Annotated in this window: 9 protein-coding genes; 3 read left to right on the forward strand and 6 right to left on the reverse strand. The window is 60.7% G+C overall.

Annotated elements, in window-relative coordinates; all coding sequences use genetic code 11:
• A partial coding sequence (locus JL39_RS31375) for an ATP-binding protein (RefSeq protein WP_152601316.1) occupies positions 1 to 2,819 on the forward strand: 2,819 nt, incomplete at its 5' end.
• A gap of 114 nt (positions 2,820 to 2,933) precedes the next feature.
• On the forward strand, positions 2,934 to 4,532 hold the full coding sequence (locus tag JL39_RS28165) for an iron ABC transporter permease (protein ID WP_081953024.1): 1,599 nt from the start codon (positions 2,934 to 2,936) through the stop codon (positions 4,530 to 4,532).
• Positions 4,533 to 4,789: 257 nt separating this feature from the next.
• Here JL39_RS28165 and JL39_RS28170 read toward each other — a convergent pair whose 3' ends face one another.
• Positions 4,790 to 6,742, reverse strand: a complete 1,953-nt coding sequence (locus JL39_RS28170) for an acetoacetate--CoA ligase (RefSeq protein WP_037158613.1) — start codon at positions 6,740 to 6,742, stop codon at positions 4,790 to 4,792.
• A 221-nt stretch (positions 6,743 to 6,963) separates the two neighbouring features.
• Here JL39_RS28170 and JL39_RS28175 point away from each other — a divergent pair, with 221 nt between their 5' ends.
• Positions 6,964 to 8,748, forward strand: a complete 1,785-nt coding sequence (locus tag JL39_RS28175) for an AsmA-like C-terminal region-containing protein (RefSeq protein WP_244446987.1) — start codon at positions 6,964 to 6,966, stop codon at positions 8,746 to 8,748.
• A 23-nt stretch (positions 8,749 to 8,771) separates the two neighbouring features.
• Here the strand turns inward: JL39_RS28175 and JL39_RS28180 are convergent, their stop codons facing one another.
• From JL39_RS28180 to JL39_RS28200, 5 genes are all read right to left on the reverse strand, one after another.
• On the reverse strand, positions 8,772 to 9,590 hold the full coding sequence (locus JL39_RS28180) for an ABC transporter permease (RefSeq protein WP_037158616.1): 819 nt from the start codon (positions 9,588 to 9,590) through the stop codon (positions 8,772 to 8,774).
• Between the two features lies 1 nt (position 9,591).
• Positions 9,592 to 10,503, reverse strand: a complete 912-nt coding sequence (locus JL39_RS28185; protein WP_037158619.1) for an ABC transporter permease subunit — start codon at positions 10,501 to 10,503, stop codon at positions 9,592 to 9,594.
• Between the two features lie 16 nt (positions 10,504 to 10,519).
• Positions 10,520 to 11,677, reverse strand: a complete 1,158-nt coding sequence (locus JL39_RS28190) for an ABC transporter ATP-binding protein (RefSeq protein WP_037158622.1) — start codon at positions 11,675 to 11,677, stop codon at positions 10,520 to 10,522.
• 72 nt (positions 11,678 to 11,749) lie between these two features.
• On the reverse strand, positions 11,750 to 12,847 hold the full coding sequence (locus tag JL39_RS28195; protein WP_037158625.1) for a polyamine ABC transporter substrate-binding protein: 1,098 nt from the start codon (positions 12,845 to 12,847) through the stop codon (positions 11,750 to 11,752).
• 122 nt (positions 12,848 to 12,969) lie between these two features.
• Entirely contained in the window at positions 12,970 to 14,388 is a 1,419-nt protein-coding gene (locus JL39_RS28200; RefSeq protein WP_037158628.1) for an XRE family transcriptional regulator, read from the reverse strand.
• Between the last annotated feature and the right edge of the window lie 145 nt (positions 14,389 to 14,533).

A 14,533-nucleotide genomic window follows, 5' to 3' on the forward strand; every position in this document is an offset into this window, starting at 1 on the left:
CATCCGCCGATGGAACGGCAGACATAGTGGAACCGACGGAGGAACTCGTTCCGGACACGGAGACTACAGAGGTCGTTGCGGTCGAACAGGCTGCACCCGCAGCAGCAATCGATGCCGAGTCCGCACCGAGAACACCCGTGGTCCGCACTCTTACATCCGAACCGTCGGCCTTCGCCTTCCGCCGCGACGGCCGTGCCACCCGTTTTGTCTGGAAGATCGATGCGGAGGGCCGGTTCAGCGAGGTTTCGAGCGAATTCGCCGATGCGGTCGGCCCGCATGCGGCTGATATCAACGGCATGGCCTTTACCGATCTCGCTGCGCTCTTCCATCTCGATCCGGACGGAAAGATCGCAGAACTGCTCAACAAGCGCGATACCTGGTCCGGCAAGACCATCTGGTGGCCGGTCGAGGGAACATCGCTCATGGTGCCGGTCGATCTTGCCGCCTTGCCGACTTATACGCGCACCCGCGAGTTCGACGGTTTCCGGGGGTTCGGCATCGTGCGGATCGGCGACGCGACCGAGGACCCGAACGCAATCGGCCTCACGCTGACCCGCACCGTACCGGAGGACGCCGTCGGGCCGGAGACAGATACGACCGCAGAACCGATTGAGACTTTGCAGGAAGCGCCTGAATTGCAGGCGGAAGAGATCACCCTCCAGCCTGACGAAGAAAACGCCGCCGAAGAGCGCTCTTCGGATCGGCCATCGGAGGAGGCTCAGGCGCCCGCGTTCGGCGGACAGGCCCCCTCCCTGCTCGACTGGCCGGAAGGCGAACGCCCTGCGCTTAAGATCGTGGAAAATCCTGGCCGTCGCCATTCCGACAAGGTGATCCAGCTCGAAGAGCGGCGCTCCAACCGCCGCGATGGATTGACGCCCGGCGAGCAGGCGGCATTTCGCGAGATTGCCCGCCAGCTTGACGATTTCGTCGGTCGACGCGACGAGGAAACGCCTGAAACTCCGGCTGAACCGGAAACGCCCGCCGTGGAGCGGATCGAACCAGTTGCAAAGGGGGCCGAAACGCCGCAGGGCGAAGGCTTCAACCTTACAGCACCCGAAGCGGTTGACGATGCTTCGCCGGAAAGCCTGATCGAGGCGCAGGACACATCGAAAGAGCAGGCCGCTCTCGAAGAAGAAATTTCCGACGCCGAAGCGGCGGCTTTCGCGGAGACAGCGAACGAGGCTTTGGCCGATATGCCGGACGGGCCAGCCGAGGACAGTGAGACGGCTGCGGAAGAGCCGGCAGACCTGCAATCGGAGTTTTCCGACCGCGAGATCCTGAACCGGATGATCCCGGTGCGGGAAAGGATCGGTTTTTCCGCCGAAATCATCGACCAGATGCCGGTGGCGCTTCTGATACATAGCGGCGACCGGCTGATCCACGGCAATCCGGAATTCCTACGGCTCACCGGCTATGCGTCTATCGATGCACTGGTGGAAGTCGGCGGCCTTGACGCGCTCCTGCAGCGCCAGGATTTGGAAGGCAAGACGACGGAGGCCGGCGGCATGGTCGTCGTGCGGGCCGACGACGTCATCGTACCGGTGACGGCCCGCCTGCAGTCCGTCCGCTTTGACGATACAACCGCGCTGATGCTGGCCCTGATGCCCGTCTCCGCCGAAAGTTCGGCAATATCCGAGAGCGGCGAAGCGAGCGAGGTCATCCCGATTCGGCCCCTGCGGCCCGCCGACCAACTGGCAAGGCTCCAGGTCGAAGTGGAGGAGTTGCGCGCCATCCTGGAAACGGCGACCGATGGTGTCGTGATCATCGGCGCGGAAGGCGATATCCGTTCCCTGAACAGGGCGGCGAGCGCGCTTTTCAACTACGACAACGAAGAAATCAACGGCAAACCCTTCGTCACGCTCTTTGCGCATGAAAGCCAGCGGGCCATTCTGGATTACCTCAGCGGGCTTTCGGGCCACGGCGTCGCGAGCGTGCTGAACGACGGCCGCGAGGTGATCGGCCGCGAGGCATCGGGCGGATTCCTGCCGCTCTTCATGACGATCGGCAAGCTCACCTCCTCCAACGGCTACTGCGCCGTCATCCGCGACATCACCCAGTGGAAACGCACGGAAGACGAGTTGCGCACCGCCAAGCGTGCCGCCGAAACGGCGAATGCCCACAAGAGCGAGTTCCTCGCCCATGTGAGCCATGAGATCCGTACGCCGCTCAACGCGATCATCGGCTTCGCCGACATGATGGCGACCGAGCGCTTCGGGCCGATCGGCCACCCGCGCTACGTCGAATATGCCAACGACATCGGCCGCTCGGGCCGGCATGTACTCGACATCGTCAACGACCTGCTCGATATTTCCAAGATCGAAGCGGGCGAGATGGAACTCGATTTCGTCTCCGTCGGCCTCAACGAGACTGTTTCGGAAGCCGTTTCGCTGGTGCAACCGCAGGCAAACAGCCAGCGGGTGATCATCCGCACCGCGCTGTCGCATGCCGTGCCGCCTGTCGTCGCCGATCTTCGCTCGATCAAGCAGATCGTGCTCAACATCCTGTCGAACGCCATCCGCTTCACGCCTTCGGGCGGGCAGATCGTCGTCTCGACGGCCTACGAGTCGAACGGCAACGTGGTGCTGCGCATCCGCGACACGGGTATCGGCATGACCCGCTCGGAACTCGAGCTTGCCATGAAGCCGTTCCGGCAGGTAGCAGGCAGTTCCCGCAGGCGTGGCGACGGCACCGGGCTTGGCCTGCCGCTCACCAAGGCGATGGTGGATGCGAACCGGGCCGCCTTTGCGATCACCTCCGCGCCGAACGAGGGCACGCTGGTGGAAATCAGCTTCCCCTCGCCAAGGGTGCTTGCGAACTGAGCCGGCGCGCTTTAGCACTCCTCCTATAAAGAGGAGTGGAGTTTGCAGGTTTCAGTATCTCCCGTCGTGGCGCCAAAAGCGCGTCAGCCACGCCGATCGTTGTCCTTGATCGCGATGGGGATAGCGGTCATCGTCGCGATGCCGATCCTGGCCATCATCTGGATTGCCGCATCGGGCGGCGACGACACTTGGCAGCATGTGATCGCCAACGTCGTGCCGCGCGCCACTGGCAGGACTATCCGGCTGCTGTTCTTCACCGGAATGGTGACCGCCATTTTCGGCATTCTTACAGCCTGGCTGGTGACGAGCTTCGAGTTTCCCGGTCGCCGGCTGCTCTCCGCCGCCCTGGTGCTGCCGCTTGCGATCCCTTCCTATCTTGCCGCCTACGCTTTCGGAGAATTCCTGGATTTCACAGGGCCCATGCAGACCTGGTACCGGCAAATCTTTGGTTACCGGACAGCCCGCGACTATTGGTTTCCGGATATCCGCTCGCTCGGCGGAGCGGTGCTCGTGCTTTCTTCCGTGCTTTACCCCTATGTCTATCTCGCCTGCCGATCGATGTTCATGATGCAAGGACGCGCGGCCGCCGATGTCGCGCGCACGCTCGGTGCCGGACCGCTTCGCGTATTCCTCAAGGTGCAGATACCGATGGCACGGCCGGCGATCATGATCGGCCTGACGCTGGTGATGATGGAGACGCTGAACGATATCGGCGCGGTGGAATTCCTCGGCGTCAATACGCTGACCTTTGCGATCTATGATACCTGGCTCAACCGCGGCAGTCTTTCCGGCGCAGCGCAGATCGCCGCCATCCTGCTGCTCTTCGTCGCTGTGGTGATCCTCATCGAGCGCACCGCCCGCCGCCAGCAACGTTTTGCAGGCAACAGGACGACCGCGCCTGCCAGTGGTGTCACCCGGCCGCAGCTTCCCCGAACAAGGGCCTGGCTCGCGACCGCCTTCTGCGCCCTGCCTGTGGCGATCGGCTTCCTCATCCCGTTCCTGGTCATGGGCCGCTTTGCAGTGGCACGCATCGAGGACTTTGCCGATCCGCGGCTCATCAATGCATTCTGGAACAGCGTCGCCGTCTCGGCGGCGGCGGCTCTCTGTGCGGTCTGCCTTGGCTTCATCCTCTCCTATGCTGCCCGCAGCGAACGATCCGCTTTGACGGGCTTTGCCGGACGGGCTGCTTCTCTCGGCTACGGAGTTCCGGGTACGGTGCTGGCCATCGGCGTTCTCATTCCGCTTGCCGGCTTCGACAATGCCGTCGACGGCCTCCTGCGGACCAGCTTTGGAATTTCGACCGGACTTCTGCTTTCGGGCACCGGATTTGCGATCGTCTATGCCTGCACGGTACGGTTCATGACCATGGCGGAGGGCAATCTCGATGCCGGCTTTCAGAAACTTTCGCCGCATCTCGATATGGCGGCTCGTGCGCTCGGTCGGAACCGCCGCCAGACGCTTTGGTCAGTGCTTCTACCCAACATGCGCCCCGCACTGCTGACCGCTGCACTCTTCGTCTTCATTGAAACTATGAAGGAACTGTCCGCGACGATCCTGCTTCGCCCGTTCAACTTCAACACACTTGCGACCCTCGTCTACGAAGACGCTTCGCGAGCGAGGATCGAAGATTCATCCGTCGCCTCAATCATCATCGTCCTGGCCGGACTCATTCCCGTAGTGCTGGTTTCGCGATCCCTGGACAAATTGCATTAAGTCGTGACAGCAATCTAAAAGTGCAGATCATTTCAAAAGAAAGGCAGCCAAAGCTGCCTTTAAAGTTAAATGCTGTCCAACGAGGGTCGGTGGAGACATCATGTCTATGAAAGCTCGCGGCTACGCGCCTTCCATACACCGGATGAGTCCATGTTGCGCCACTTTTGATCAATGCGGCTTAACGGGAGGTTAACGGCGCCCATTTTTGGGAATTTCCCTCCGGGATGCATCATCCTGACACACCTTGATGCCCGCATTCAGTTCTTCAATTCGGCAAGGCCGGCGAACAGGTCGAGCGCTTCCGGGTTGGCGAGAGCTTCCTTGTTCTTGACCGGCCGGCCATGCACCACGTCGCGGACCGCCAGTTCGACGATCTTGCCCGACTTGGTGCGCGGAATATCGGTTACCTGGATGACCTTGACCGGCACATGGCGGGGCGAGGCGCCGGTGCGGATGCGGTTCTTGATCGCCTTGACGAGATCATCGTCGAGCGTGAGGTCACGGGCTAGGCGGACGAAGAGAATGACGCGCACGTCATCATCCCAATCCTGGCCGATGCAGATCGCTTCCGCGACCTCTTCCATCTGCTCCACCTGATTGTAGATCTCGGCCGTGCCGATGCGCACGCCGCCGGGATTGAGCGTCGCGTCCGAGCGGCCGTGGATGACGATGCCGCCATGCTCGGTCCACTCGGCGAAATCGCCGTGGCACCAGACGTTGTCGAAACGCTCGAAATAGGCTGCGCGGTATTTCTCTCCGTCCGGGTCGTTCCAGAACATGACCGGCATGGAAGGGAAGGCCTTGGTGCAGACGAGTTCTCCCTTCTCTCCCCGTACCGGTTTGCCGTCGTCGTTCCAGACATCGACGGCCAGACCGAGACCAGGCCCCTGGATCTCGCCACGCCAGACGGGCTTCAGCGGATTGCCGAGCACGAAACAGGAAACGATATCGGTCCCCCCCGAGATCGAGGCCAGATGCACATCACTCTTGATGCCTTCGTAGACAAAGGAAAAGCCTTCCGGCGAGAGCGGCGAACCCGTCGAGGTCATCAGCCGAAGCGCCGAGAGATCATGGCTCTCTTTCGGCACGATACCGCCCTTGCGAACGGCATCGATATACTTTGCCGATGTGCCGAACACCGCAAACCGCTCGTCCTGCGCATAGTCGAACAGCACATTGCCATCCGGTGCGAAAGGCGAGCCATCAAACAGGCAGAGCGTGGCGCCGACCGCAAGGCCGGAGACCAGCCAGTTCCACATCATCCAGCCGCAGGTGGTGAAATAGAAGAGCTTTTCGCCGGGCTCGATACTGCAATGGAAGCGATGTTCCTTCAGGTGCTGCAGGAGCGTGCCGCCGGCCGAATGGACGATGCATTTCGGCACCCCCGTCGTGCCGGACGAAAAGAGGATGTAAAGCGGATGCGAGAAGGGCAGCGGCTCGAATTCAATCGCCTTCGCCTTGAAGGGCGCCATGAAATCTGCAAGCGTCCGGCCATCGGCAAGCGACGCGGCCAGCGCCGGCGCATCGCCGGCATAGGGCACGACGAGGACCGGCGCGTTCAGGACCACGGAAACCGCCTTCACCTTGGCGGCGACATCCTGAAGTTTGCCGTTGTACCAGTAGGCATCGCAGGTGATGAAGAGCCTCGGACCGATCTGGCCGAAACGGTCGAGCACGCCCTGCTCGCCGAAATCGGGCGAACAGGAGGACCAGATCGCGCCGATCGAGGCGGTGGCGAGCATGCATGCGATCGTCTCCGGCATGTTGGGCATCATGGCGGCGACACGATCGCCCTTTTCTATGCCGAGTGCCCTGAAAGCCTGCTGGAGGCGGGAAACTTCCTCGCGCAGCCTGTCCCAGGACCAGCGGTAGCTCACTTTGTCCTCACCGCGGAAGATCAGCGCGTCACCCGCGCCGGTTCCGGTCAGAAGGTTCTCGGCGAAGTTCAACCTCGCATCGGGGAAGAAACGGGCGGCGAGCATATCCTCACCGTCGATCAGCGCGCGAGCCCCCCGCTCGCCTCTGACGCCACAGAATTCCCAGACCGCCGACCAGAAATCGCCGCGCTCCATGATCGACCACGTGTAAAAAGAATCGTAATCCGGAAAGCTCTTTCCATAGCGCTCCGCACACCATTCCATGAACTGAAAAAGCGGCGTCTTCTGCTGCGCTTCCTTCGAGGGGCTCCATAGCGGCTGTTCGTTGCCCATTCCCAATCCTCCTCCCATCCGTGTACTGCGAGCGCGAAGCCCAAGCGTCGGCCTGTATAGCATGTTGCACCGCATGATAAAGAGGACAGCAGCAGGACGTGGCGCGGATTTGCGCAGGGTCGTCATTTCCTATATTCGCCTGGAACATGCACACCAACGGGTTTGGAAATCTCTTGAAAAACTTGCGCCGCCCGCTTGGCCGGCGGTGGCGACGCTTGCTGATGACCGCCCTCTCCGTATTGAGCCTTTTTGCGCTTTTTCAGATCGTCGCGCCATTCCTCATCTCCTCGACCGCCGTGCGGGAGGGCATGGAGCGGGCGGTTGCCCAATGGACAGGCCACAATGTAACGATCGAAGGGCAACCGGACATCCGGTTCTGGCCCGAGCCGCGCATCACGCTGCGAGACATCACAATCCGCAAGCCGACAGAGAGCGGCGAGCGGGTACTCGGGCGGGTGTCGCGGCTTTCCGCTTCATTCGATCTTTTCGAAGCCGTGATTGGCAAGCCAGAGTTCCAGGATTTTCGCCTCACCCGTCCGGAGATCTACGTTTTACGGGATGCGAGCGGGCGACTTGATTGGGCAAATGACGGACTGCTCAGTCGTGCTGTTCGGGACGCCAAGGCGGACGGCAATGGTCAGGCACTCGCTTCCGATGACGACGCCCAAATGGGCGAGGTCCGCATCACCAACGGGATTCTGGAAATTTCCGATGTTTCGAGCGGCCACGTCACGCATTTCTCGGCCATCAATGGTACGCTGCAATGGCCCTGGCTTTCCCGTCGCCTTGAGATAATAGCCGATGCGGAATTCAACGGTCGCAGGCTGAGCCTGGACATGAGTTCAACGCAACCTCTGCTGCTGCTCTCCGGCAAAAGCGGCAATGCATCCGGCACAATCCGGTCCGATCTATTCCACGGTCGCTTCGATGGCGTTGCCAACCTTGCGATTCACGGTTTCCTTTCCGGCGAGGCCGATTTTACGGTTCCCGATCTTCCCGCGCTCATGGACTGGGCCAGCGTAAGACTCGCCGGTGCTGAACGGTTAAAAAGCCTTTCGTTCAACGCCCGGTTGGTGACCAATGACGATTTCCTGCGCTTCGAGAACCTGTCCCTCGGCCTCAATGACGCGAAGGCGACGGGCATCCTCGATCTTCTGCTTCCGCCGAACCGATTGCCGAGACTGACCGGCACACTCGCATTCGACCGGATGGATCTTTCCGGGATTCTTGATGCGATCGCCCCCTCGGGCATGAAAGATGCCAATGGCAATGTTGATCTGCACAATGGCCTTGAACTCGACCTCAGACTTTCCGCACAGCAGGCAAGGCTCGGTCCCTTCCAGATCTCCGAGGCTGCCATCAGCGTGATGAAGACCGCAGACCAGTCTCGTATCGACATTGCCGACAGCGATTTCGAAACCGGGCGCCTCACCGGCCGGATCGCCACGATCAAGAACGAAGGGGCCGGCGGGATCGCCTTGCGGCTTTCCGTTCAGAGTGCCGACTTCGGCAACATCGTCCGCGAACTCGGATTGGCCGGGCCACTCCCCATCGCGCGCGGATCGCTGGACCTGTCGCTTGATACCGACCAGCCGCTGACTGCCACGGCGTGGCGGGACGGAAAGGGAAGCATCCGCTTGCGCACGGAACGTGGTTTCCTGCCAGGCGTGAACCTCGCGGGCGTCCGGCAGCTTGCGACGCAGAAAACTTACTTCCCTCTCAGCGAGGCCGGCAGCGGCAACTTCGAGTTCGACAGCATCGACATATCGGCCAATCTTGAAGGCGGTTCGGCCGATATTCTGGACGGCAAAGTCATTAGCGGCGGAGAAACACTCTCACTTTCCGGCGTTATTCCCTATGCCAGCAACAGTCTGGCGCTCTCCGCCAGCATTGAGCCAACGACCTCGACCCCGAACGTCACGCCGTTCATCGTCTTCATCGGCGGGTCCTGGCCGAACCCGGTCATCTGGGCGATTTCGCAAACTCCAGCCAAGCCCGCTCAATAAACGGTCCTGCTGCACTTGCCCCATCAGGTCGCCCCGCGCAGCGCGACATGCTCGTCACGGATACGGCGAAGCTCGGCCCGTTTTGTGCTGATCGACGCGGCGATGACACCCAGCGTGACCAAGCCGATGAGAATGGTACAGATGGCGTTGATTTCCGGCGTCACGCCCAACCTCACCTGGGAATAGATCTTGATCGGCAGGGTCGTCGCGCCGGGGCCGGTCGTGAAACTCGCGATCACCAGATCATCAAGCGACAGCGTGAAAGCGAGCATCCAGCCGGCGATCACCGCCGGCATGATCAACGGCAGAGTGATCCTGAAGAAGGTCTTGACCGGCGGGCAGCCGAGATCGAGCGCCGCCTCCTCCAGGCTGCGGTCGAAGGTCATGAGGCGTGACTGCACGACGATCGCCACATAACACATGGTGAACGTCGTGTGCGCGATGACGACCGTCCAGAAGCCGCGGTCGACCCCAACCGCTACGAACAACAACAGCAACGACAGGCCGGTGATGACCTCCGGCATGACGAGCGGCGCATAGATCATGCCCGAAAACAGCATCCGGCCCGGAAAGCGGGAAAAACGCACGAGCGAAAGAGCAGCAAGCGTGCCGAGAACGGTACCGATCGTGGCGCTAAGGACACCGACCCGTGCCGTAATCCAGGCGGCGTCCATCAGGCCCTGGTTCGACCACATCGTGCGGTACCATTGAAACGAAAAGCCGCCCCAGACCGTCACCAGACGGGAAGCATTGAAGGAATAGATTACCAGGATGATGATCGGGATATAGAGGAAAGCGAAACCCAGCGTCAGGACCGTGGCGTCGAAACGAGACGATTTCATTTCAGGCCACCTTCTTCTGCTGGTTCTGGAAGATCGCGATCGGCACGACCAGCAGGATCAGGAGGATTACCGCCACGGCCGATGCGAGCGGCCAGTCGCGGTTGCCGAAAAACTCCGTCCAGAGCGTCTTGCCGATCATCAGCGTATCGGCGCCGCCCAAAAGATCCGGAATGACGAATTCGCCGGTAATCGGAATGAAGCAGATCAGCGAGCCGGCGACGACACCCGGCAGCGACAGCGGGAACGTGATCTTCCAGAATGCCTTCAGCGGCGTGCAGCCGAGATCGCTCGCGGCTTCCAGCAGCGTATTGTCCATTTTCTCCAGCGCCGAATAGAGCGGCAGGACCATGAAGGGCAGATAGGAATAGACGATACCGATGAAGACGGCGATATCGGTGCGGAATATCTGCACCTGCTCGTTCGGTCCCATGAGGCCGATCGTCTGAAAGAGCAACGTCAGAAGGCCGTCCGGCTTCAGGATGCCGATCCAGGCATAGACCCGGATCAGGAACGAGGTCCAGAAGGGCAGGATGACGAGCATCACCAGGGTCGGCCTGAGCATCGAAGGCGCGCGGGCCATGGCAAGCGCCATGGGATAACCGATCAGCAGCAGCAGGAGGGTGGAGATCAGCGCGATCCTGAGCGACGACAGGTAGGACCTGATGTAGAGCGGGTCCTCCGTCAGAAAAAGATAATTCTCGAAATCCAGCCTGGAGATAAAATCCCCGATCGCTCCCTGGAAGACCGGCACATAGGGCGGCATGGCGATCGCCGTATCCGACAGCGAGATCTTCAAGATGATCAAAAAGGGCGCCACGAAGAAGAGCAACAGCCAGAGATAGGGCACCAAGACCACAAGCCAGCGGGCGGGGCCAGGCTTGTTGGCGGCATGGGTTTCGGAAACGCTCGCCATATCCGTTCTCTCCCGCTCAGCGTGTCAGAACAAGGCCGGCATCGAGCGGCCAGGTGAGCCACACCATGTCGCCGAAGGTTATCGGCCGGTCGACAAGGCGCGAGACGTTGGCCTGGGCGGCGCGGACGATGCGATCGTCGGCAAGCTTGACCAGAAAGACGGAAAAATCCCCGAGATAGCCGATGTCCCAGACTTCGCCGTAGACGGCGTTGACGGAGGTATCGGACGGCTGGTCAGGCGAGATACGCACCTTTTCCGGCCGGATCGCGAAGGTCACCCTGTCGCCCTTCACCGCCTGGCATTCCTGTTCGACGGCCACCGTGATGCCATCGCAATCGATCCGCACGGCCCCCGGCGCGCCAAGCGCGCTTTCGGTCGATGAGACGGTGCCTTCGAAAAGGTTGATGTCGCCGATGAAATCCGCGACGTAACGGCTGTTCGGCGCCTCGTAAATTTCCGCCGGCGTCGCCACCTGCATGATGACGCCCTTGTCCATCACCGCGATGCGGTCGGACACGGTCATCGCCTCCTCCTGGTCATGGGTGACGATCAGGAAGGTGAGGCCGAGATTCGTCTGGATGTCCATCAGCTCGAACTGCGTCTCTTCGCGCAGCTTCCTGTCGAGCGCGCCGAGCGGTTCGTCGAGCAGCAGCACTTTCGGACGCTTGGCCAGCGAACGGGCGAGCGCGACGCGCTGACGCTGGCCACCCGAAAGCTGCGCCGGCTTGCGCCTGGCGAAGGGCTCCAGCTTGACGAGCTTCAGCATTTCCTCGACGCGCGTGGCGATCTCCACTTTCGAGAGACCATCCTGTTCGAGGCCGAAGGCTATGTTTTTCTCAACCGTCATGTGCGGGAAGAGCGCGTAGCTCTGGAACATCATGTTGGTGGGCCGGCGATAGGGCGGCACGCCGGAAATATCCTTGCCCTGCAGCAGGATGCGCCCCTCCGTCGGTTCCTCGAAGCCGGCCAGCATGCGCATCAGCGTCGTCTTGCCGCAACCGGAAGGGCCGAGCAGCGAGAAGAATTCCCGCTCGTAGATATCCAGGGTCAGATTGTCGACGGCAGTGAAATCACCGTAGCGCTTGGTGATATTCTCGAAACGGATGAAAGGAACGGCCGAGGGATCGGTCCAGGGAGAGAATTTGCGCTTTACCGGTCCAAGAGATTTCGCCATGCCTTGCCCCATTTCGCCCCATCACAGCCTGAAAGCATTCGGGGCAGACGTTTCCGCCTGCCCCGCCTTTGTTCAGCTACCGGTCTTGATCTGCGTCCAGACCCGGTTCAGCACGCGCTGCTCTTTAGGCCCGTAGGGCGAGATGGTGAAAAGTTTCGAAACGACGTCTTCCGGCGGATAGACGGACGGGTTTTCGAGCACTTCCTTGTCGATAAATTTCTGGGAAGCAAGATTGCCGTTGGCATACTGCACGTAGTTCGAGGCCTTGGCGATGATTTCCGGCTTCATCAGATAATTGATGAAGGCATGCGCCTCTTCGACGTTCTTCGCATCCGCGGGGATCGCGAGGTTGTCGAACCACATATAGGTGCCTTCCTTCGGAATCACATATTCGACATTGACGCCATTCTTGGCTTCCTCGGCGCGGCTCTTCGCCTGGAGGATATCGCCCGACCAGCCGATCGTGACGCAAATGTCGCCATTGGCGAGTTCATCAATATAGGCTGAAGCGTTGAACGACCTGACGTTGGGCCGAATTTTCTTATAGACCTCGCCACCCGCTTCCAGATCAGCCGTCTCCTTGCTGTCGGGGTTCTTGCCGAGATAATTGAGCGCGATCGCAAAGGTTTCGTCGGAAGCGTCGAGGATGTTGATGCCGCAGGATTTCAGCTTCTCGGCATTCTCCGGCTTGAACAGCACATCCCAGCTATCGACAGGCACGTCGCCAAGGGCGGCCTTAACCTTGTCTACATTGTAGCCGATGCCAGTGGTGCCCCACATGTAGTTGACGGCATATTCATTGCCGGGGTCGTATTTGGCGAGACGTTCCGTGACCTGCGGCCACATATTCGAAAGGTTCGGCAGCTTGGATTTGTCAAGTTTCTGGAAGACGCCGGCCTGGATCTGACGTGCGAGGAAGGGAGCTGTCGGAACGACGACGTCGTAACCCGAACCGCCGGCCAGCAGTTTGGTTTCGACAAGATCGTTGCTGTCAAAGACGTCATATACGACCTTGATGCCCGTCTCCTTGGTGAAGTCCTCCAAGATCGATTCATCGATGTAATCGGACCAGTTGTAGACATGGACTTCCCGCTCCTGCGCCATGACAGCATTCGCGGAAAAAGCCGACGCGGCCAAGGCTGCGGCGAGGCTGAGCAAACGGTTTTTCATGATCTCTCCAGTTCCAGTTTTTCCGCGCGGTTATGGAGCCGTGCGCAAATTCCCTTATCGTTTTTGCGAGAGTAGAAAGGAATTTTTCTCCCCACAAGGGGGAATGTGCAGTGCCGAAAAGGTCACTGGAAATCAAAGGCACTCAAGCCGGTTACCATTTCGTCAAGTCCGAGCGGTCGGGTAACCGGCGGCTCAGCGCGCGAAAGACAGCCCTGCCGCTCGCAAAGACGGCAGGCCGTGCCGGCAAGTACAGTACCGGTCGCTCGGGGAAGCGCCTCGCCATAAACGGTGTCACCTGCGCTCGAAAGATCACAACCGAGCAGGACCGCGGTGCGGCGGATGCGCTCACCGAACCCCGCCTGCGGCCCTTCGAGCGTGCGCGAGAGTGTCAGAAATGCACTCCCGTCGGGCATTTCGACGCGATCGGCAAGAATCTGGCCCGGCTGAGCAAAAGCGGAATGAATGCCGAGCTTCGGACAGAGACCGCCGAAACGGGCCTGCGGAAACCCTTGCGCGCCGGCCCGCCGGATCACATTGCCCGCATGATCGAGTTCGAGCAGGAAGAACGGTATTCCACCGGCATCCACACGGACCAATGTGGTCAACCGGTTGGCGGCCTGCTCAAAGGAAACCTCGAAGCGCGAACGCAGCACCTCAAGGTCATAGCGGGCACGGTGGGCTGCCCCGAGAAACGCGCCATAGGGCATCATCAGTGCATGGGCGGCATAGCGGGCAAGTTCAAAACGGCCGATGCGCCGCGCCTCGTTGGTGGAGAAGGAGAGTTCGTCGAGCTCCGCCGCGATCTCCTGCCCCAGAGCTAGAAGCGCCGCCTCCATGGCCAATTCCCGGGTGCGATCGAAGGGCGACAGCCGCTCCGAAAGGAACAGCCGCATCGAATGGCGGTCGTAGCGGCGGCGCAGATTCGGCATGGCATGGACGGGAAGCGTGCGCACGACGATGCCATGCTCGCTCTTCAGCCAGGCCTTCAGGGCGCCGGGCAGTTCGTCACCCGTTCCAAGTCTCGCTGAGAAAGCCTCCGCAGCATCCTCGATGCGCGCGAAGAAATTCGGCCGCCGCTCCAGGGCCTCCCGCACTTCGTCGATCGGCAGGCGCGTGCCGGCAATCGAGGTTTCATGCCCTTCGCGCGCCAGAAGATCGGAAAGGTCCGAAAGCCGGGCCGCCTGTTCGCGATAGGCGCGGTAGAGCTTCATCATGCCAAGCGCCGCATTCGGCGCAGCCTCGGCGACCTCGATGATTTCCTGATCGCCGGGGATTTCGCCAGCCAGCAGCGGATCGGCGAACACTTCGCGAAGCTGGCTCGCCAGGCCGCCGCCCTCGCCCTGCAGCGCATCGAGATCGACCTTGTAGACGGAGGCGAGCTTCAAGAGGAGCTGGACCGTCAGCGGCCGCTGGTTGCGCTCGATCAGGTTCAGGTAGGAAGGCGAGATGCCGAGTGCCTCGGCCATCGCCGTCTGGGTCAGCCCGAGACCCAGACGCACCCGCCGCACGCGCGGGCCTGCAAAAATCTTCCGCTCGGCCATTTGTCACCATTTTTACAAATTCGGGTCATCACCCGATTTTACAATTTTGACATTTTCACCGAAGTCTTTGTGAAAGACAAGACATCCTAACTTCTTTCCCAATCCATATTTCGCTTATTTTCTGGCAGTGCAGCATTCTTCTCTG

Source organism: Rhizobium sp. YS-1r (assembly GCF_000757525.1).
In the GTDB taxonomy this organism is placed as follows: domain Bacteria; phylum Pseudomonadota; class Alphaproteobacteria; order Rhizobiales; family Rhizobiaceae; genus Neorhizobium; species Neorhizobium petrolearium.